Here is an 18,372-nt window from a genome sequence, read left to right on the forward strand (position 1 = left end):
ATGCTCAAAGCCGAAAATCCTCTGGAATATGACTACAGCGGCGGCTGGACGGCCAGCTATGAGCAAATTGAAGACGGGGAGACCAACAGATGAGCGAGCGGAAAATTTATCTAGCCCTCTACAAAGGCCGTCGCGACGGCAGCGGCTGGCGCGTATGGTGTGCAAGGGCGACCGACTGGCTGACCCGTGCCCTCACACGAGGACAATACAGCCACTGCGAGATTGCAGTGAGGCTGACAGAAAAAAACAATGGCGAACAGGCAGCGTATCAATGCTATTCCGCCTCCATCCGGGACGGCGGCGTGCGCGTGAAAACCATGCCGCTGCCTGCGGCCAAGTGGGACTTGATCCAAATGGAGTCAACCTCCGAAGCACACGAACGTCTGCAAAGGGTATGGGCGGAAACCCGAGGCCAAGGCTACGACCTGAGGGGCGCATTGGGTATTGCCTTCGGGCTGCCGCAAAACCGCCGCCGCTGGTTCTGCTCCGAGTGGTGCGCCGCCGCATTGGGGCTGCCCGACGGCTGGCGCTGGTCGCCCAACGACCTTGCCGCCATCGTGCCCGCTTTAAAAAGGCAGGTATGAAAAACCCCGCCACACGGGCGGGGAGGAAAAAACTAAGACGGCGACACGGCGGGTGCGGGAACACCCGCCGCGACAGCCAAGCAGAGATAGCCTGCATTGACCCACGCGGATTGTATCACGCAATGTAGGAAAAATAATGCAATACCGATGCAAAAGCTGCGGCAAATTACTGGCCATTGGCAGCGGCACCGTGCAAATCAAGTGCCAACGCTGCAAAACAGTAAACCAATTCAGTTCTTTAACAACCCGGAGCGCCCCGAGTGCCGAAATTGCGAACACTACGCAGAAAGGCACTTATGTACCGCAAAGCACCCCTGCCGTTCACCGGCCAAAAACGTAACTTTTTAAAGCTGTTTAAACAGGTATTAAATGAGCATATCCCCGGCAATGGGGAGGATTGGACAATCTTAGACGCCTTCGGCGGTTCCGGCCTCTTATCGCATACCGCCAAACAATGCAAACCGGCCGCCCGCGTTATTTATAACGACTACGACGGCTACAGCGAGCGCCTGCAACACATTCCCGACATCAACCATTTGCGCCGCCTGCTTGCCGGGCTGCTGGCCCCCGTTCCACGCAGCAAACTGGTACCGCCGGCAATTAAGGCCGCCATCGTGGCTGCCATCCGCAGCTTCGGCAGCTATATCGACCTCGACTGCTTGGTTTCATGGTTGCTATTCAGCGGCAACACCGCCGCCGATTTGGACGAGCTATGCCGCAAAACCATGTACAACTGCATCAGCCTCAGCGACTACCCCGAGGTACAAGACTACCTGCAAGGCGTGGAGATAGTCAGCCAATCCTATCGCGAGCTGATACCGCAGCATATCGGCAACCCGCGCACGTTATTGGTACTCGACCCGCCCTACGTCTGCACCCAGCAGGGCAACTACCGCAAGGCAGCCTACTTCGGCATGGTAGAGTTCCTGCGCCTGATGGCAATGGTGCGCCCACCCTTTATCTTTTTCAGCAGCACCCGCAGCGAATTGCCCGCCTATCTCGACCTCGTGGCCGAACTGCGCCTGCCCGGATGGGAGCGTTTTGCAGGCAGCCAAACCCTGACAGTGAGCAGCACCATCAACCGCAATTCAAGCTACGACGACCACCTGATTTATAAGTTCTGACAGCGGGCGGCATACTACTTTTAAAGACATAAGATAATCCCCGTTTAACAGGCCATTAAACGGGGATAAATTTGTGCAAAAGCTTATACAATTTTCTACGCTGCGACGGTGCAAAAGCTGCTGCTAATTTGGGCAAAAGCTGCCGCCGCCTTACAAATGCCGTCTGAAAATATTTCAGACGGCATTTGGTTTAGCGCGTTATTTCAATTTACAGCGAAATTTTCACACCGGTGCGGATAGAACGTCCGGGCAGCGGCGCAATGTATTTGAGTATGGAGTTTTGCGCGCGCGCGGTACGGTTGGTCAGGTTTCGGCCGTCCAAGAACCATTCTGTGCTGTATCTGCCGTGTTTTTGCGTATGGCTGACATAGGCATCGAGCAGGGCGTAGGAGCCGAGTGAGGGTTCTTTGTATGCCGCAGCCATGTTTCCGGTGTGTTTGGCAGCGGCGTAGCGGGTCAGGCTGCTGCCGATTTGCCATGCCCCTTTATTCCAGCTTGCACCCAGCCCGTAGCGGGAAACAGGCAGGTTGGGCATATAGTAGCCGTCATTGCGCAGGCGGTTTGAGTCCGCATTCCTAATGTCTTTGTCGTCGGCATGATTGCGAACCCTGTCGGCAAACAGGCGCAGTTCGAGTTGTCCGTATTGTTTCAGGTCGAAAAGTTGGGTCAGCTCGATTTCCAAACTCTTTCAGACGGCATTTTTATTGACTCGTATCAAGATTTATTGTTTGGCTGCCTCAATTTGGATGTCGATACGGACACTTTTGGTCATGCCAACGCTAACGAGGTAGTCCACGCCCCATTTGGTGCGGTTGATGGTGGTGCTGAAGTCGCCTCCGCAAACTTCGGTTTTCGCCATCGGGCTTTGGTAGCAGTTGAATTTTTCGGCTTTGAGTTTGACCGGGGCGGTTTTACCGTGCATGGTCAGGTTGCCGTCAACGGAAACAAGTTTTTTGCCGTTGAAGTTGAATTTGGTGGAAACGAAGCGGATGTTAGGATATTGGGCGGCATCGAAGATGTCGGCTGATTTCAAGTGGTCGGTAAAGTGTTGCGAACCGCTTTGTAGGTTGGCAACGGGGATGGTGATGTCGATTTTACCGTCGCGTTTTGCTTGGTCGAACTCAACGGAACCGGTCAGACCGTAAAAACCGCCGACGTTGGTGCTGGTGTTGAAATGGTCGATGGAGAAACGGGCGTTGGCGTGATATTCGTCTACTTTGTAGGTGGCGGCGGAGGTAGTGCCGATGGTTGCTGCTGCGAGCGCGGCGAAGATGATTTTTTTCATGATGATGATCCTTTGTGTGGGCCGGTAAAGGCGTTTATCCTAACATAGGCGGGGATTGATGGCATTTCCTGCCGGTAAACGGTGGGTTTGCAGGCGGTTGACGAACGGGCAGATGAAAAAGCGCGGATAACACCGCGCTTTGTTTTTTACAAGGCGGCGAGTACCGCATCGCCCATTTCGGAGCAGAAAACGAGTTTCGTGCCTTCTTCGTAAATATCGCCGGTACGCAAGCCTTGTTGCAGCACTTTTTGTACAGCGTTTTCAACTTGTTGCGCGCGCGCTTCGTCGTTCAGGCTGTAACGCAGCAGCATGGCGAGCGAGAGGATGGTGGCAAGCGGGTTGGCTTTGTTTTGTCCGGCGATGTCGGGGGCGGAGCCGTGAGATGGTTCGTACAGGCCTTTGCCGTTTTCGTCCAAAGAAGCGGAAGGCAGCATACCGATGGAGCCGGTCAGCATGGAGGCTTCGTCGGAGAGGATGTCGCCGAAGATGTTGCCGGTGGCAATCACGTCAAATTGTTTGGGCGCGCGCACGAGCTGCATGGCGGCGTTGTCCACATACATATGGGAAAGCTCGACATCAGGGTATTCTTTGCCGATTTCTTCAAAGATTTCGCGCCAGAGTTCGGTGGTTTCCAAAACGTTGGCTTTGCCGACGGAGCAGACTTTTTTGCTGCGTTTTTGGGCGGATTGGAAGGCGACGTGGGCAATACGGCGGATTTCGCTTTCGCTGTATTTCATGGTGTTGTAGCCTTCGCGTTCGCCGTTTTCCAGAACGCGGATGCCGCGCGGTTCGCCGAAATAAATATCGCCGGTGAGTTCGCGCACAATCAAAATATCCAAACCCGCAACGATTTCAGGCTTGAGCGTGGAGGCGTTGGCTAGCTCGGGATATAAAACGGCAGGACGCAAATTGGCAAACAGGTTCAGGTCTTTGCGGATTGCCAACAAGCCGCGCTCGGGGCGCAGCGGGCGGTCAAGATTGTCGTATTGCGGGCTGCCGACCGCGCCGAGCAGGACGGCATCGGCTTTGCGGCAGAGGTTTTGCGTGAATTCGGGATAGGGATGGCCGTATTCGTCGTAGGCTTCGCCGCCCAAAGGTGCGTATTCGTAGCCGGCATCCAAACCTTGTTCGATAAGTTTGTCGAGTACACGGACGGTTTCTGCAACGATTTCAGGGCCGATGCCGTCGCCTCGGAGGATGGCGATATGTTTGGTCATTTTAAGTTTCCTTATGGGTTGATGGTTGAAGGGTTATTTCTTTTTGTATTTATGTGCAATTTCGTGCCAACGGGGTATAGAAATCGATCGGTTGTAGTATTTTTTATAGGCTTCCTCAAATTTCCTTTTCCATAAGGATGCGTTATGCCGTGTTGCCGGGTTTTGATAAACGGTTTCTTCAATTGCGGAAACAAAATCTTCCAAGCATTCAAACATAGGCATATTCTTTTTATTTATGCTGTACCAAACACCCGGGCGGATTTTATGCACCACACCTTTTTTGACTTGAAGATTAATTGCCCATCCATCCATACTTCTAGTAATTTGCCATACTTTTTTAAGCCATAAATCCTTGATGGTTACATTGCCGTTGTCGTCCATATCGTAACCGAATATTAAATAATCTACATCCAGCATATAGGGCTTATGAATGATTTCATCAGAATACATTTTAAAATCTGCAATATCAAAACCCGGGCTGGCATTTCGGTTGAACGCCTTTACTTCCAACAATTCTCTGCTGCGGTCTTTTTTATTTAAAAAGAAATCGGGAGGCATTTGGGTATTGGTTGAAACATCAAATTCAATTTCCCTTTTTCTCAACCATCCGCCGAGCCATTCCTGAATGATGTTGCCGACAACATCTTTTTGTTTGACGATAATATCTACATCGCCCAAGAAAAATCTAATTTGACCATTAGCCGATAAGATTTTTTCCTCATCCAGCAACTTATCAAATATTTGTTGTGCAGTAAGTTTTATCATTTTATCCCTGTCGGTTTATAAAGTATGCAGGAGTCTTTCGGATACCGCCTTAATCACAGGAACGGCAACGGTATTGCCCAATAAATCGTATTTGTCTTTTTTAGGAATATCAAACGAATAATCGTCCGGATAGCCGAATAAGCGCAAACCTTCTTTTCCGGTAAGTGTACGCAAACCGCCGTTGTCAACGACGAAAAGGTGCTCCATATCCATTGCAACTAGGGTTGGCGCAACATCGTTTGGGTCTAATATTTTATTGATTTCAAATGATTTTTTACCTGAAACAATATTGTAGCCTTTGGGCAGGGATTCGTCTTTGATTCTTTGCCCGCCAATTTTTTGTTTCGGATGCTCTAAAACCAAATAGCCTTTATCTGTCAGGCTGTCCAAAATATTTTGGAGATCGGGGTGTTTATAGAAAATTGAAATTTGTGTTTTTGTCAAAGGCATCCCATCCATCCAATCGATGCCGATTTCTGAAGCCCATTTTTTTTTCCTCCGTTCTTTTAGAAGGATATTTAACAATTGCTTCTCTTCTTCGGTTACTGCGCCTTTTAATTCAATATCCCAACTGTGGATATTGTTTTTCCCTCCCCGTTTGTCTTTTACTGATTTTCCGTACAGTTCGGACGGGGAAAATTTTTTTAGCAATTTTTTGATGAAAGGGCTGCTTTCGGTAGGCAGTCCCGATTCCAAAATATTTTTTAATTTCGGACTTGGAGTTGTTTCGAAAGATAAGTCAGGTTTGGATTTCAAACTGCCTGTCAGATAAATGCGCTTCCTGTTTTGGGGAATGCCGAAATCTTTTGCATTTAAAACTTTCCAAGAAACATAGTAGCCCAATGCTTCCAAGGTTTCCAAAATAACGGTCAGGGTGCGCCCTATTTTTTGTGTCGGATCTTTTCTATCGTGTGTCACCAATCCTTCCACATTTTCCAAAATAAAACCTTTTGGTTTTTTTGCTTTTAAAATCCTTGCCACATCAAAGAAAAGCGTTCCCCGCGTATCTTCAAAGCCCAATCTTTTTCCGGCGAAAGAAAAAGCCTGGCAAGGGAAGCCTGCCAACAGAATGTCAAAATCGGGAATATCCCCTGTTTCAATTTTCGTTATGTCTCCATACGGCACTTCATCAGGGTAGTTTTGCTTCAATACTTCCAAAGCTGCCGGTTTGATTTCTGAAGTAAAAACACATTTGCAAGCAACCGACTGTTTCCGACAGGCTTGTTCAAATCCTTTCCTGATGCCGCTCATTCCGGAAAATAAGTCAATAAATTTAATTTGTTGCATATTAAAAATCTAAAAATTCATTTGAAATGGAGAGTTGCATTATTGCATTAATTTAGAGTGTTGCTAAGCCCGCTTAAAAGATGAAAGCAATTTATCGCCCCTCAGTTTGCATTAGCCGCAGCAATTATATGTTATCAGGAATGCCGTCTGAACGGCCTTCAGACGGCATAGGTTTAACCGTTAAACAGCCAAGGCTGGCTTTGGCGGCGTTTTTCTTCAAAGGCGTGAATTTCGTCGGCGTGTTGCAGGGTCAGGCCGATTTCGTCCAAACCGTTTAAGAGGCAGTGTTTGCGGTGTTCGGTAATGTCGAATGCGAATGTTTCGCCGCCGGGAGTGGTCAGGGTTTGTCCGGCAAGGTCGATGGAGAGCCGGTAGCCTTCGTTGGCTTCGACTTCTTTGAAAAGCCGGTCAACCTGTTCTTCTGTCAAAACGATGGGCAAAAGCCCGTTTTTGTAGCAGTTGTTGAAGAAGATGTCGGCGAAGCTGGGGGCGATAATGGCGCGGAAGCCGTAGTCGTCCAATGCCCAAGGGGCGTGTTCGCGTGAAGAGCCGCAACCGAAGTTTTTACGCGTCAACAGGATTTGCGCGCCTTGATAGCGCGGCTGGTTCAGGGAGAAATCCGGATTCAACGGGCGTTTGCTGTTGTCCATACCCGGTTCGCCGTGGTCGAGGTAACGCCATTCGTCAAAGGCATTGGGACCGAAGCCGCTGCGTTTGATGGATTTCAGAAATTGTTTGGGAATGATGGCATCGGTATCGACGTTGCTACGGTCGAGCGGGGCGACGATGGCGGTAATTTTGGTAAAGGCTTTCATGTCAGATTCTTATAGTAATAATGGGAAATTTTATGGCTATTCGGGTTAGCGTGTGCTGTGCAAACCGATTCGGTTGCCTTCTGTGTCTTCGATAAATGCTGCAAAGCCGTTGGCAATGCGGAATTTCTCTTGTAACAGTTTGCCGCCTGCTGCAACGGCTTTTTCTGCTGTTTCGGCACAATCCGGGCAATTGAAGAAAATGGTTGTACCGCCGTGGCAGGGTTGGGCGTTGCTGTCGTGCCAAATCATGCCGGCCGTACCGTGTTGCGTGTAATCGGCTGGAAAAATGATGAAACGGAATCCGTTGCCGCCAACGTCTTGCAGGGGCTTGCCGAATACGGATTCGTAAAAGGCTTTGGCGCGATCCAAATCATGAGCGTGAATACCAAACCAGCTTGACGGATTACTCATTGTTTCTCCCTTTGCTTGGAATCGTGAAAATGTCTGAACAAGTAATCAGGTATCAGGCCGTCTGAAACGGAGTCAGGAGCTTCAGACGGCCTGATTTACCGAATTATTCGGTAGCGGCTTCGATTTTGCTGCCAACATGGCTCATGCCGCGACCTATTGCATTGCCGCCTTTTTTAACGGCTTCGCCGGTTTTGTCGGCAACGTGTTCGGCGGTTTCTTTGGTTTTATCGGCTACGCGCTCGGCAGTTTCTTTGGTTTTGTCCCAATTGCGGTTGGCATCTTTTTTTGCGCCTGACCAAGTGCTGGAACAAGCCGACAGGATGAGGGCTGCGGCAGCCAATGCAAACAGTTTTTTCATACTAGTTTCCTTTCAAGTTATCAATGATTGAGAAGTTTTTCGGACGTTTTTCGCAATAGGAAAACTTACTTGTGTAAGGTGTTGTTTCAGACGGCCTGATGAATAAAGGCCGTCTGAAAATACTTTAAGCCATCGTGCGGATGTCGGTAAAGCGACCGGTCACTGCGGCTGCGGCTGCCATGGCAGGGCTGACGAGGTGAGTGCGTCCGCCGTTGCCTTGACGGCCTTCAAAGTTACGGTTGGAAGTAGAGGCGCAACGTTGACCCGGAGTCAGGCGGTCGGCATTCATCGCAAGGCACATTGAACAGCCCGGTTCGCGCCATTCAAAACCGGCTTCGATAAATACTTCGTGCAAGCCTTCTTTTTCTGCCTGCTCTTTAACCAAACCGGAGCCGGGGACAATCAATACACGTTGTACATTGTCCGCTTTTTTACGGCCTTTGGCGATGGCGGCGGCTTCGCGCAAGTCTTCAATACGGCTGTTGGTGCAAGAACCGATAAAGACAATATCGACAGGGATTTCGTTTAATGGCGTACCGGCTTCCAAGCCCATGTATTCAAGGGCGCGTTCCATGCCGCTGCGTTTGACCGGATCGGTTTCTTCGGCAGGATTAGGCACTTTGCCGCTGATATCCAAAACCATTTCGGGCGATGTGCCCCAAGTAACTTGCGGTTCGATGTCTTCGGCTTTGAAGTGGTATTCTTTATCGAATACGGCACCCTCGTCGGAAACCAGCGTACGCCAGTACTCGACGGCTTTGTCCCACGCTTCGCCTTTGGGTGCGAAGGGTTTGCCTTTTACATAGTCGATGGTGGTTTGATCGACGGCAACCATGCCTGAGCGCGCACCGGCTTCGATCGCCATATTGCATAAAGTCATGCGGCCTTCCATAGAAAGGCTGCGGATGGCTTCGCCGCCGAACTCGACGGCATAGCCCGTGCCGCCCGCCGTGCCGATTTGTCCGATGATGTAAAGTGCCACGTCTTTGGCGGTAACGCCCGGTTTCAGACGGCCTTCAACGGCAATCAGCATGGATTTGGATTTTTTCGCGGTAATACACTGGGTTGCCATGGTGTGCTCGACTTCGGAAGTGCCGATGCCGTGTGCCAACGCACCGAATGCACCGTGGGTAGAAGTGTGCGAGTCGCCGCAGACAACAGTCATGCCGGGCAGGGTCGCGCCTTGTTCGGGACCCATAACGTGTACGATGCCTTGGCCTTTATCCATAAACGGGAAGTAGGCGAGTGCGCCAAACTCTTTGATGTTTTTGTCCAAAGTATCGACTTGCAGTTTGGAAATCGGGTCTTGGATGCCTTTGTCCCAGTCGCCGGTCGGGGTATTGTGGTCGGCGGTGGAGACCACGCTGTCGATACGCCAGAGTTTGCGGCCGGCCATTTTCAAGCCTTCAAATGCTTGCGGGCTGGTTACTTCGTGAACCAGGTGGCGGTCGATGTAAAGCAGGACAGTGCCGTCTTCTTCTTCGCGGACGACGTGGCTGTTCCAAAGTTTGTCGTAGAGGGTTTGTGTGGTCATGATGTTGTTCTTTTGGATAAATGGTAATGCGGATTGGGCGGATTTTAGACGTATTCTTTATACCGCGCAACAAATTTTGTCTAATTTTTGAGTCAGTGTTATTTTGTAAACAATTTTAACGAAAAAATTAGACATATTGTCCATTTCAGTAAACAGTTATATCTAAAGTATGATTCGATATGAAAGAATACTTGTCGTCATTCTTTCAAAGGCATTATTATCTGTACCTTGTCAAAAAACACACAAAGGCAGACGAAAGATGAAATTACCGGTTATGTCGCCCGAACATTCGGCGCAACTTCAGGCATTTGAAGCGAAAATCCTGTGTAACCACGCAAAAATCGAAGCATGGTTCCGTTCGCAGTGGAATGTGCACCGTCCGCCGTTTTACGGTTCGGTCGACATCCGCAATGCCGGTTACAAAATTTCATCTATTGATATGAATTTGTTCCCCGGCGGCTTCAATAATTTGAATCCCAACTTTATCCCGCTAGCGGCAGTCGCGGCGCAAGATGCGGTGCAGCGTGCCTGCGAAACGGCAAAATCCGTATTGATTATTCCTGAAAACCACACGCGCAATACGTTTTACCTGCAAAACGTTTACGCCCTCAGCGAGATTTTGCGCTCGGCAGGGTATGAAGTGCGCTTGGGCAGCTTGAATCCGGAAGTTACTGAACCGACCGAGTTTGAAACCGCCTTGGGCGATAAAATCCTGCTTGAGCCTTTGCTGCGAACCCGCGACCGCGTCCACCTTGCCGACGGCTTTTCGCCTTGCGTGGTTTTGTTGAACAACGATTTGTCCGCCGGCATTCCCGACATTCTCAAAGACATCAGCCAAACCGTATTGCCGCCGCTGCACGGCGGTTGGACGACGCGCCGTAAAACAGATCATTTCGGCGCGTACAACCAAGTTGCCGCCGAATTTGCCAAGCTGATCGACATCGACGAGTGGCAGATCAACCCATATTTTGAAAAAATCGGCGGTTTGGACTTCCAAGAGCGGGAAGGTGAAGATGCGTTGGCAGAAGCGGTAGAACGCGTGCTGGCGAAAATTCAAGTCAAATACGACGAATTGGGCATTACCGACCGGCCTTTCGTGATTGTCAAAGCTGACGCGGGTACTTACGGCATGGGCGTGATGAGCGTCAAATCCGCCGACGAAGTACGCGGCTTGAACCGTAAAAACCGCAACAAAATGGCGAAGGTAAAAGAAGGCTTGGAAGTCAGCGAAGTGATTGTTCAAGAAGGTATCTATACCTACGAAACCATGAACGGTGCGGTGTGCGAACCCGTCGTGTATATGATGGACCGCTTCGTCATCGGCGGCTTTTTCCGCGTACACGAAGGTCGTGGTGCGGACGAAAACCTCAACGCCGGCGGTATGGTGTTCGTTCCGCTGTCCAATAGCATTCCTACCGGTAACGGCGATAATTCTCAAGAAGCCCCCGAAGCTTGCAAACGCGTATTCGAACAATGGGATTCGCTCGGTATGCCGCGCTCTGAAAAAGACTGCGATGTCGATAATGTCCACAACCGCCTCTATGTGTACGGCGTGATGGCGCGCCTGTCGCTTTTGGCGGCTTCAATCGAGTTGGAAGAAACGGCGTAAGACTGTTTTGAAATACAGATGCCGTCTGAAGCGGAAATCCGGTTCAGACGGCATTTCGGATATTTGGCGTGTGGGAACATCTGTTTCAGACGGCATCTCAGACTATTTTAAAAAAGGGAAAATATGAGCATCAAGCAATGGCCGGAAGGCGAAAGGCCGAGGGAAAAACTGCTGGAACGCGGGGCGGCGGCGTTGAGCGATGCGGAACTTTTGGCAATCCTTTTACGCGTCGGGACGCGCGGGATGAGCGCGGTCGATTTGGCGCGCTACCTGTTGCAGGAGTTCGGCAGCTTGGGGAAGCTGATGAGCGCGGAGGTCGGCAAACTGTCAGCATACAAAGGGATGGGGACGGCGAGTTTCACACAGTTCGCCGTAGTCAGGGAAATCGGGAGGCGGATATTGGCGGAAGAATTGCAAGAAGAAATTACCTTATCCGATCCCGATACCGTTGCCGATTATTTACGCTTTCATTTGGGGCAGGAAAAAGTCGAAATCAGCGTCGCGCTGCTGTTGAACCGCCAAAACCAACTGATTACGGTCAGAGAGCTGTCGCGCGGTACGGTTGCGGAAAACACGATTTACATCCGCGAAATCGTCAAACTGGCTTTGGACGAGTATGCGGACAGCCTGATTATCGCGCACAACCATCCGGGCGGCTCGCCCGAACCTTCGCAGGAAGACATCATGTTTACAAGGCGGCTGACACAGGCAATGTCACTAGTTGATGTTTCCCTGCTCGACCATTTCATCGTAACCTCCCGGAGCGTCTGCTCGTTCAGGCAGCTCGGGCTGATGCCCTGACACTCTGTTTTATATGCGGCGGCTCTGATAAAATAGCCGCTTCAACCGTATTCGACAGATATTGTTAAGTTAATGGAAACACAAAACAAACCTACCGTTACCGACATCGGCCGCCCGGTTCTCGTTCCGCCCGGCGGCAACAAAAAAGTCTTGCTGCATTCCTGCTGCGCCCCGTGCAGCGGCGAAGTGATGGAGGCGATGCTTGCCTCCGGCATCGACTACACCATTTATTTTTACAATCCCAACATCCATCCGCACAAAGAATATATGCTCCGAAAAGAGGAAAACGTGCGCTTTGCGGAAAAGTTCGGCATCCCCTTCATCGATAAAGACGACGATTACGAAAACGACCGCAAAGAATGGTTTGCCAAAGCCAAAGGCATGGAGTTTGAGCCGGAACGCGGCATCCGCTGTACGATGTGTTTCGATATGCGTTTTGAAAAAGCCGCACAATACGCGCACGAACACGGTTTCCCCGTCTTTACCAGTTCTTTGGGCATTTCACGCTGGAAAAATATGGCGCAAATCAACGACTGCGGACACCGCGCCGCCGCGCCCTATGATGATGTGGTGTATTGGGATTTCAACTGGCGCAAAGGCGGCGGCAGCGCGCGCATGATCGAAATCAGCAAACGTGAAAACTTCTACCAGCAGGAATATTGCGGCTGCGCCTATTCCTTGCGCGATTCCAACGCCCACCGCAAATCGCAGGGACGCATCCCCATCAAACTCGGCGTGCTGTATTACGGTGACGAATCGACACAATACGAACCTACACCCATCCGGGTGGACAAATAAGCACCCGATGCCGTCTGAAGGTTCAGACGGCATCGGGTTCGGCATCGGCACGGTGAAAGGTTTGCCGGTTTGGCAATCGGCAAGCAGAAACCGCATTGGCAAGTTTGCCGTTTTGATATGGTGGATTAACAAAAATCAGGACAAGGCGACGAAGCCGCAGACAGTACAGATAGTACGGCAAGGCGAGGCAACGCTGTACTGGTTTAAATTTAATCCACTATAAAACACCCCGTTGCCGCGTCGGGAGGGCGGCATTATGAAATCCCTTGTTATCTGGCTGCTTCTGTTGGGTTCGGCGGCAGGCGTTTTCTACCATACCCAAAACCAATCCCTGCCTGTGGGAGAACTTGTCTATCCGTCTGCACCGCAAATCAGGGGGCAGGACGATGCGTTGCACTACCTCAACCGCATCCGCGCACAAATCGGTTTGCACGAGCTGGCACACGCGCCGGTTTTGGAAAATTCCGCCCGCAGGCACGCACGCTATCTCACGCTTAATCCCGAAGACGGACATGGAGAATATCATCCCGATAATCCGCACTACACCGCACAAAAGCTGACCGAACGCACACGCCTTGCCGGTTATCTCTACAACGGCGTGCATGAAAACATCAGCACGGAAGAGGAAGCCGCCGAATCGTCCGACAGCGACATCCGCACGCAGCAACGCCAAGTGGACGGATTGATGAGCGCAATCTACCACCGCCTTTCCCTGCTTGACCGCCATACCGACGAAGCAGGTGCGGCATTTGTGCTCGAAAACGACAAAACCGTCGTCGTATTCAATCAGGGCAACGGCAGGTTTGAGCGGCATTGCGCCCAAGGCAGAAATCAGCCTGAAGCGGGACGGAAATATTACCGCAACGCCTGCCACAACGGTGCGGTCGTGTACACCGACGAAGTCATGCACGCACAGGAGCTGCTCTATACAGCCTATCCGGTCGGCAGCGGCGCGCTGCCTTATTTTTACGGGGAACGTCCCGACCCCGTGCCGGAATATGAAATGACGGGCAATCCTGTCAGCATTGATTTTTCCGAGGCGGCAGGCAAAATTGCGATGAAAAGTTTCAAGCTGTATCAGGGTAAAAACGAAATCCGCCCCGTCAGGGTTTTAACCGCCGGCAACGACCCCAACGGCAGGCTGACCGTGTACCAATTCGCGCTTTTCCCGCTCAAGCCTTTGGAATACGGCACGCTCTATACGGCGGTATTCGACTATGTCCGCAACGGACGGCGCGCGCAGGCGAAATGGCAGTTTAAAACGCAAAAACCCGATTACCCTTATTTTGAGGTGAACGGAGGCGAGACGCTTGCGGTTAGAAAAGGCGAAAAATATTTCATCCACTGGCGCGGACGCTGGTGCTTGGAAGCGTGTACCCGTTATACCTACCGGCAGCGGCCCGGCAGCCGCCTGTCCATAGGAAGGCACGAGGCGGGCGGCATCGTCTTCAGCGTTGGCGGAATGACGGGCAGCCGCATCACGCTTGCACCGGAAGACAGCCCGGGACGCGGCGTTACCCTTTATTTACAGGATTGAATACATGACAGGCAGAACAGGCCGCAACGGCAGCACCCAAGCGCAACCGGAACGCGTCATGCTGGTGGGCGTAATGTTGGACAAAGATGGTACGGGCAGCAGTGCCGCCCGTCTGAACGGCTTTCAGACGGCATTGGCAGAAGCCGTCGAGCTGGTCAAAGCGGCAGGCGGCGATCCCGTCATCGTGGAGACCGCCAAACGCGACCGTCCGCACACCGCGCTGTTTGTCGGCACGGGCAAGGCGGCGGAGCTGTCGGAAGCAGTTGCCGCAGACGGCATCAATTTGGTCGTATTCAACCACGAACTCACGCCCACGCAGGAACGCAATTTGGAAAAAATCCTCCAATGCCGCGTATTGGACAGGGTGGGGCTGATTCTGGCGATTTTCGCCCGCCGCGCACGCACGCAGGAAGGCAGGCTGCAAGTCGAGTTGGCACAATTAAGCCATTTGGCGGGACGCTTGATACGCGGTTACGGACATTTGCAAAGCCAGCGTGGCGGAATCGGCATGAAAGGGCCGGGCGAAACCAAACTGGAAACCGACCGCCGATTGATCGCCCATCGGATCAATGCCTTGAAAAAGCAGCTTGCCAACCTCAAAAAACAGCGCGCCCTGCGCCGCAAATCCCGAGAATCGGGCAGAATCAAAACGTTTGCGCTGGTCGGCTATACCAATGTCGGCAAATCCAGCCTGTTCAACCGGCTGACCAAGTCGGGCATATATGCGAAAGACCAGCTTTTCGCCACACTCGACACGACGGCGCGGCGGCTGTATATCAGTCCCGAATGCAGCATTATCCTGACCGATACCGTCGGATTCGTCAGCGATTTGCCGCACAAGCTGATTTCGGCATTTTCCGCCACGCTGGAAGAAACCGCGCAAGCCGATGTGCTGCTGCACGTCGTCGATGCCGCCGCCCCGAACAGCGGGCAGCAGATTGAAGACGTGGAAAACGTACTGCAAGAAATCCATGCCGGCGATATTCCGTGCATCAAGGTGTACAACAAAACCGACCTGCTGCCGTCTGAAGAACAAAACACGGGCATATGGCGCGACGCTGCGGGAAAAATTGCCGCCGTCCGCATTTCCGTTGCTGAAAATACCGGTATAGACGCACTGCGCGAAGCCATTGCCGAGTATTGTGCCGCCGCACTAAACACAGACGAAACCGAAATGCCATGAAAAAAACCTGTTTCCACTGCGGGCTGGATGTTCCCGAACACCTCCACCTGACCGTCCGTTACGAAAACGAAGACCGCGAAACCTGCTGTGCCGGCTGTCAGGCAGTCGCACAAAGCATTATTGATGCGGGCTTGGGCAGTTATTACAAACAACGCACCGCCGACGCGCAAAAAACCGAACTGCCGCCCCAAGAAATCCTCGACCAAATCCGCCTGTACGATCTGCCCGAAGTCCAGTCCGACTTTGTGGAAACCCACGGCGGCACGCGCGAGGCGGTTTTAATGCTCGGCGGCATCACCTGCGCCGCCTGCGTCTGGCTGATCGAACAGCAGCTTTTGCGTACAGACGGCATCGTCCGCATCGACCTCAATTACAGCACACACCGCTGCCGCGTCGTCTGGGACGACGGCAAAATCCGCCTTTCCGACATTCTGTTGAAAATCCGGCAGACAGGCTACACCGCCGCACCCTATGACGCGCAAAAAATCGAAGCCGCCAACCAAAAAGAACGCAAACAATACATCGTCCGCCTTGCCGTTGCCGGACTGGGGATGATGCAGACGATGATGTTCGCGCTGCCGACCTACCTTTACGGCGGCGACATCGAACCCGATTTTTTGCAAATCCTCCATTGGGGCGGCTTCCTGATGGTGCTGCCCGTCGTATTCTATTGCGCCGTCCCGTTTTATCAAGGCGCATTGCGCGACTTGAAAAACCGCCGCGTCGGTATGGACACGCCGATTGCCGCCGCCATCATTATGACCTTTGCCGCCGGCATTTACAGCCTCGCCACCAACGCAGGGCAGGGGATGTATTTTGAATCCATCGCGATGCTGCTGTTTTTCCTGCTGGGCGGACGCTTTATGGAACACATTGCCCGACGCAAGGCAGGAGATGCCGCCGAAAGGCTGGTGAAACTGATACCCGCCTTCTGCCACCGGATGCCCGGCTATCCTGCCGTACAGGATGTCCGCGAAGCCGCCGTCGTTAAGCTCCAAGCAGGCGATGTGGTGCTGGTCAAACCGGGCGAGACCATCCCCGTCGACGGAACGGTGCTGGAAGGCAGCAGTACCGTCAACGAATCTATGCTGACCGGCGAGAGCCTGCCCGTCGCCAAAATGCCGTCTGAAAAAGTAACCGCAGGCACACTCAACACGCAAAGCCCCCTGATTATACGCACCGACCGCACCGGCGGCGGCACGCGCCTGTCGCACATCGTCCGCCTGCTCGACCGTGCCTTGGCGCAAAAACCGCGCACTGCCGAGTTGGCGGAACAATACGCCTCGACATTCGTTTTCGGGGAGCTGCTGCTTGCCGTCCCCGTATTTATCGGTTGGATGTTTTACGCCGATGCGCATACCGCGCTTTGGATTACCGTCGCCCTGCTTGTCATTACCTGTCCGTGCGCCTTATCGCTTGCCACGCCGACGGCCTTGGCAGCTTCTACCGGTTCGCTGGCGCGCGAAGGCATTTTAATCAGCGGTAAGCAAACCCTGGAAACGCTCGCCCAAACCACCGACATCATCTTCGATAAAACAGGAACGCTGACCCGGGGAAATCCCACCGTCAGCCGTATCTCCTTGTTGAGCGGCACAGACGTAGCCTTTGTTCTCGCGGTGGCGCAGGCGTTGGAACAACAGTCCGAACATCCCCTTGCCCGCGCCATCCTCAACCACCGTGTTTCAGACGGCATGATTCCTGACATACGGGTCGGACAACGCCTCAATCACGTCGGTGAAGGCGTAGGCGCGCAACTGACCGTCGACGGGGAAACGCAGGTGTGGGCATTGGGCAGGACGGCTTATGTCGCCAAAATCGCCGGAGAACCTCCGCAGGATGAACAGGCTTCAGAAAGCGGCAGCGCGGTCTATCTCGGCAACCAGCTCGGTTTCCAAGCTGTGTTTTATCTTCAAGACCCGTTGAAGGAAGGGGCGGAGGAAGTTGTCCGCAAGTTGAAGCGGCAACACCTGACCCTGCACCTGCTCAGCGGAGACCGCGAAACCGCCGTTGCAGAAACCGCACGCGCCCTGGGTATCGCGCACTACCGCGCCCAGGCAATGCCGGAAGACAAGCTGGAATACGTCAAAGCCTTACAAAAAGAAGGGAAAAAAGTGCTGATGATAGGCGACGGCATCAACGACGCGCCCGTTTTGGCGCAGGCCGATACTTCTGCAGCGGTGGCGGGCGGAACCGATATTGCAAGGGACGGCGCGGATATCGTCCTTTTAAACGAAGATTTGAATACCGTTCCGCATATGCTGGCACAGGCGGGAAGGACGCGGCAGATTATCCGTCAGAACCTGTCGTGGGCGAGTGCTTACAACATCATTGCCGTACCGCTTGCCGTTTTGGGCTATGTCCAACCGTGGATTGCCGCACTGGGTATGAGCTTCAGTTCGCTGGTCGTATTGGGCAATGCTATGCGGCTTCACAAGCAGGTGGACATGCCGTCTGAAAAAATGCCGTCCGAACAATGACGGACAGCGTTGCTTTAGACGTATAACAGTAACGGGGGCATTATTAGCACGACAGATACCATATTCCAATCTTTGCATACATGGCTTGATCATCAACCAAGATGATATTTCCCAAGCACAGCATGATACATGCCATTGAAAAATATAGAAAATTAATTGAAAGCTTAAATGGATATTGAAATGGATAATCACATAGTACAAATTATAAGAAGGTTCGGGCTAGGTAGGATATTTTTTTATTCGTATAGCAAATCATCTATAATAATTTTTTCTTCGTATGTTGTTTATTATATAATTTACAATTATCAATTTAATTACCTTTCGCTTTTAATTTATTTATTACCAATGTTGTGTAGTATATATATGATTATATTTTTTTTAAGAAAAACTAGGGAGATATTAACGATATATCAAAGAAAAAAATTTTTAAATTCTATTTTTTCATCCGGAGTTGAAATAATAATAGGTTCCAAGAAAAGAAAGTTGGGTATAAGCAGTTTTTATTTACTAAATTTATTATGGCTTATTTGGTGTCTTATGATTTATAGAGAACAAGTCCGATTAAATAACTTAACTCTCTTTTTATC

20 protein-coding genes are annotated in these 18,372 nt (G+C 51.7%); 10 read left to right on the plus strand and 10 right to left on the minus strand.

Annotated elements, in window-relative coordinates:
• Nucleotides 1–89: 89 nt before the first annotated feature.
• The 3 genes from KEM39_RS03745 to KEM39_RS03755 all read left to right on the plus strand — a co-directional run bounded on the left by KEM39_RS03745 (nucleotide 90) and on the right by KEM39_RS03755 (nucleotide 1,708).
• Nucleotides 90–584, plus strand: coding sequence for a hypothetical protein (locus tag KEM39_RS03745; protein WP_118996803.1), 495 nt, complete (start codon nucleotides 90–92; stop codon nucleotides 582–584).
• Nucleotides 585–720: 136 nt separating this feature from the next.
• The gene (locus KEM39_RS03750) at nucleotides 721–924 is read left to right on the plus strand and encodes a zinc finger domain-containing protein (protein ID WP_118996802.1); all 204 of its coding nucleotides are present in this window, start codon (nucleotides 721–723) and stop codon (nucleotides 922–924) included.
• Complete coding sequence (locus tag KEM39_RS03755) at nucleotides 881–1,708, plus strand: hypothetical protein (RefSeq protein WP_118996801.1); 828 nt, start codon at nucleotides 881–883, stop codon at nucleotides 1,706–1,708. The genes KEM39_RS03750 and KEM39_RS03755 overlap by 44 nt, the downstream gene beginning before the upstream one ends.
• A gap of 208 nt (nucleotides 1,709–1,916) precedes the next feature.
• Here KEM39_RS03755 and KEM39_RS03760 read toward each other — a convergent pair whose 3' ends face one another.
• The 9 genes from KEM39_RS03760 to leuC all read right to left on the minus strand — a co-directional run bounded on the left by KEM39_RS03760 (nucleotide 1,917) and on the right by leuC (nucleotide 9,380).
• Nucleotides 1,917–2,390 (minus strand): TonB-dependent receptor domain-containing protein, encoded by a 474-nt coding sequence (locus KEM39_RS03760; protein ID WP_240002710.1) that lies wholly within the window; start codon nucleotides 2,388–2,390, stop codon nucleotides 1,917–1,919.
• Nucleotides 2,391–2,429: 39 nt separating this feature from the next.
• Nucleotides 2,430–2,993, minus strand: coding sequence for a YceI family protein (locus KEM39_RS03765; protein ID WP_118996800.1), 564 nt, complete (start codon nucleotides 2,991–2,993; stop codon nucleotides 2,430–2,432).
• Between the two features lie 146 nt (nucleotides 2,994–3,139).
• Nucleotides 3,140–4,210, minus strand: a complete 1,071-nt coding sequence (leuB, locus tag KEM39_RS03770) for a 3-isopropylmalate dehydrogenase (protein WP_118996799.1) — start codon at nucleotides 4,208–4,210, stop codon at nucleotides 3,140–3,142.
• A 33-nt stretch (nucleotides 4,211–4,243) separates the two neighbouring features.
• Complete coding sequence (locus tag KEM39_RS03775; protein WP_118996798.1) at nucleotides 4,244–4,975, minus strand: NgoBV family restriction endonuclease; 732 nt, start codon at nucleotides 4,973–4,975, stop codon at nucleotides 4,244–4,246.
• Nucleotides 4,976–4,990: 15 nt separating this feature from the next.
• Nucleotides 4,991–6,262: a DNA cytosine methyltransferase gene (locus KEM39_RS03780; RefSeq protein WP_118996797.1), complete on the minus strand. Its 1,272-nt coding sequence runs from the start codon at nucleotides 6,260–6,262 to the stop codon at nucleotides 4,991–4,993.
• Nucleotides 6,263–6,435: 173 nt separating this feature from the next.
• The gene (leuD, locus tag KEM39_RS03785) at nucleotides 6,436–7,077 is read right to left on the minus strand and encodes a 3-isopropylmalate dehydratase small subunit (protein ID WP_118996796.1); all 642 of its coding nucleotides are present in this window, start codon (nucleotides 7,075–7,077) and stop codon (nucleotides 6,436–6,438) included.
• Nucleotides 7,078–7,122: 45 nt separating this feature from the next.
• A complete protein-coding gene (locus KEM39_RS03790) occupies nucleotides 7,123–7,488 on the minus strand; it encodes a VOC family protein (RefSeq protein ID WP_118996795.1) in 366 nt (121 codons plus the stop codon).
• A gap of 103 nt (nucleotides 7,489–7,591) precedes the next feature.
• Nucleotides 7,592–7,846 (minus strand): hypothetical protein, encoded by a 255-nt coding sequence (locus KEM39_RS03795; RefSeq protein WP_107863217.1) that lies wholly within the window; start codon nucleotides 7,844–7,846, stop codon nucleotides 7,592–7,594.
• A gap of 124 nt (nucleotides 7,847–7,970) precedes the next feature.
• Complete coding sequence (gene leuC, locus KEM39_RS03800; protein ID WP_118996794.1) at nucleotides 7,971–9,380, minus strand: 3-isopropylmalate dehydratase large subunit; 1,410 nt, start codon at nucleotides 9,378–9,380, stop codon at nucleotides 7,971–7,973.
• Between the two features lie 259 nt (nucleotides 9,381–9,639).
• Here leuC and gshA point away from each other — a divergent pair, with 259 nt between their 5' ends.
• Nucleotides 9,640–10,989 carry a glutamate--cysteine ligase gene (gene gshA / locus KEM39_RS03805; RefSeq protein WP_118996793.1) on the plus strand — a complete coding sequence of 450 codons (1,350 nt, stop codon included), beginning with the start codon at nucleotides 9,640–9,642 and terminating at the stop codon, nucleotides 10,987–10,989.
• On the opposite strand, the gene KEM39_RS11830 is transcribed toward gshA, so the two are convergent.
• Nucleotides 10,963–11,085 (minus strand): hypothetical protein, encoded by a 123-nt coding sequence (locus KEM39_RS11830; protein WP_255294323.1) that lies wholly within the window; start codon nucleotides 11,083–11,085, stop codon nucleotides 10,963–10,965. The two genes, gshA and KEM39_RS11830, sit on opposite strands and share 27 nt — an antisense overlap.
• Before the next feature lie 27 nt (nucleotides 11,086–11,112).
• On the opposite strand from KEM39_RS11830, the gene radC reads away from it, so the two are divergent.
• The 6 genes from radC to KEM39_RS03835 all read left to right on the plus strand — a co-directional run bounded on the left by radC (nucleotide 11,113) and on the right by KEM39_RS03835 (nucleotide 17,785).
• The gene (gene radC, locus KEM39_RS03810; protein WP_118996792.1) at nucleotides 11,113–11,790 is read left to right on the plus strand and encodes a RadC family protein; all 678 of its coding nucleotides are present in this window, start codon (nucleotides 11,113–11,115) and stop codon (nucleotides 11,788–11,790) included.
• Nucleotides 11,791–11,862: 72 nt separating this feature from the next.
• Nucleotides 11,863–12,588, plus strand: a complete 726-nt coding sequence (locus KEM39_RS03815; protein ID WP_118996791.1) for an epoxyqueuosine reductase QueH — start codon at nucleotides 11,863–11,865, stop codon at nucleotides 12,586–12,588.
• Between the two features lie 7 nt (nucleotides 12,589–12,595).
• Nucleotides 12,596–12,811, plus strand: coding sequence for a hypothetical protein (locus tag KEM39_RS03820; RefSeq protein ID WP_211709625.1), 216 nt, complete (start codon nucleotides 12,596–12,598; stop codon nucleotides 12,809–12,811).
• A 33-nt stretch (nucleotides 12,812–12,844) separates the two neighbouring features.
• Entirely contained in the window at nucleotides 12,845–14,125 is a 1,281-nt protein-coding gene (locus KEM39_RS03825) for a CAP domain-containing protein (RefSeq protein WP_211709619.1), read from the plus strand.
• A 4-nt stretch (nucleotides 14,126–14,129) separates the two neighbouring features.
• On the plus strand, nucleotides 14,130–15,308 hold the full coding sequence (gene hflX / locus KEM39_RS03830) for a GTPase HflX (protein WP_118996789.1): 1,179 nt from the start codon (nucleotides 14,130–14,132) through the stop codon (nucleotides 15,306–15,308).
• Nucleotides 15,305–17,785, plus strand: a complete 2,481-nt coding sequence (locus tag KEM39_RS03835; protein WP_118996788.1) for a heavy metal translocating P-type ATPase — start codon at nucleotides 15,305–15,307, stop codon at nucleotides 17,783–17,785. The genes hflX and KEM39_RS03835 overlap by 4 nt, the downstream gene beginning before the upstream one ends.
• The last annotated feature ends 587 nt before the right edge of the window (nucleotides 17,786–18,372 follow it).

This window comes from Neisseria sp. Marseille-Q1983, from assembly GCF_018224585.1.
Taxonomy (GTDB): domain Bacteria; phylum Pseudomonadota; class Gammaproteobacteria; order Burkholderiales; family Neisseriaceae; genus Neisseria; species Neisseria polysaccharea.

Excerpts from the sequence above, each read along its gene's own strand:
- KEM39_RS03745 (WP_118996803.1), top strand. The coding sequence starts at position 90 with ATGAGCGAGCGGAAAATTTATCTAGCCCTCTACAAAGGCCGTCGCGAC.
- KEM39_RS03750 (WP_118996802.1), top strand. The coding sequence starts at position 721 with ATGCAATACCGATGCAAAAGCTGCGGCAAATTACTGGCCATTGGCAGC.
- KEM39_RS03755 (WP_118996801.1), top strand. The coding sequence starts at position 881 with ATGTACCGCAAAGCACCCCTGCCGTTCACCGGCCAAAAACGTAACTTT.
- KEM39_RS03765 (WP_118996800.1), bottom strand. The coding sequence starts at position 2,993 with ATGAAAAAAATCATCTTCGCCGCGCTCGCAGCAGCAACCATCGGCACT.
- leuB (WP_118996799.1), bottom strand. The coding sequence starts at position 4,210 with ATGACCAAACATATCGCCATCCTCCGAGGCGACGGCATCGGCCCTGAA.
- KEM39_RS03775 (WP_118996798.1), bottom strand. The coding sequence starts at position 4,975 with ATGATAAAACTTACTGCACAACAAATATTTGATAAGTTGCTGGATGAG.
- KEM39_RS03780 (WP_118996797.1), bottom strand. The coding sequence starts at position 6,262 with ATGCAACAAATTAAATTTATTGACTTATTTTCCGGAATGAGCGGCATC.
- leuD (WP_118996796.1), bottom strand. The coding sequence starts at position 7,077 with ATGAAAGCCTTTACCAAAATTACCGCCATCGTCGCCCCGCTCGACCGT.
- KEM39_RS03790 (WP_118996795.1), bottom strand. The coding sequence starts at position 7,488 with ATGAGTAATCCGTCAAGCTGGTTTGGTATTCACGCTCATGATTTGGAT.
- KEM39_RS03795 (WP_107863217.1), bottom strand. The coding sequence starts at position 7,846 with ATGAAAAAACTGTTTGCATTGGCTGCCGCAGCCCTCATCCTGTCGGCT.
- leuC (WP_118996794.1), bottom strand. The coding sequence starts at position 9,380 with ATGACCACACAAACCCTCTACGACAAACTTTGGAACAGCCACGTCGTC.
- gshA (WP_118996793.1), top strand. The coding sequence starts at position 9,640 with ATGAAATTACCGGTTATGTCGCCCGAACATTCGGCGCAACTTCAGGCA.
- KEM39_RS11830 (WP_255294323.1), bottom strand. The coding sequence starts at position 11,085 with ATGCCGTCTGAAACAGATGTTCCCACACGCCAAATATCCGAAATGCCG.
- radC (WP_118996792.1), top strand. The coding sequence starts at position 11,113 with ATGAGCATCAAGCAATGGCCGGAAGGCGAAAGGCCGAGGGAAAAACTG.
- KEM39_RS03815 (WP_118996791.1), top strand. The coding sequence starts at position 11,863 with ATGGAAACACAAAACAAACCTACCGTTACCGACATCGGCCGCCCGGTT.
- KEM39_RS03820 (WP_211709625.1), top strand. The coding sequence starts at position 12,596 with ATGCCGTCTGAAGGTTCAGACGGCATCGGGTTCGGCATCGGCACGGTG.
- KEM39_RS03825 (WP_211709619.1), top strand. The coding sequence starts at position 12,845 with ATGAAATCCCTTGTTATCTGGCTGCTTCTGTTGGGTTCGGCGGCAGGC.
- hflX (WP_118996789.1), top strand. The coding sequence starts at position 14,130 with ATGACAGGCAGAACAGGCCGCAACGGCAGCACCCAAGCGCAACCGGAA.
- KEM39_RS03835 (WP_118996788.1), top strand. The coding sequence starts at position 15,305 with ATGAAAAAAACCTGTTTCCACTGCGGGCTGGATGTTCCCGAACACCTC.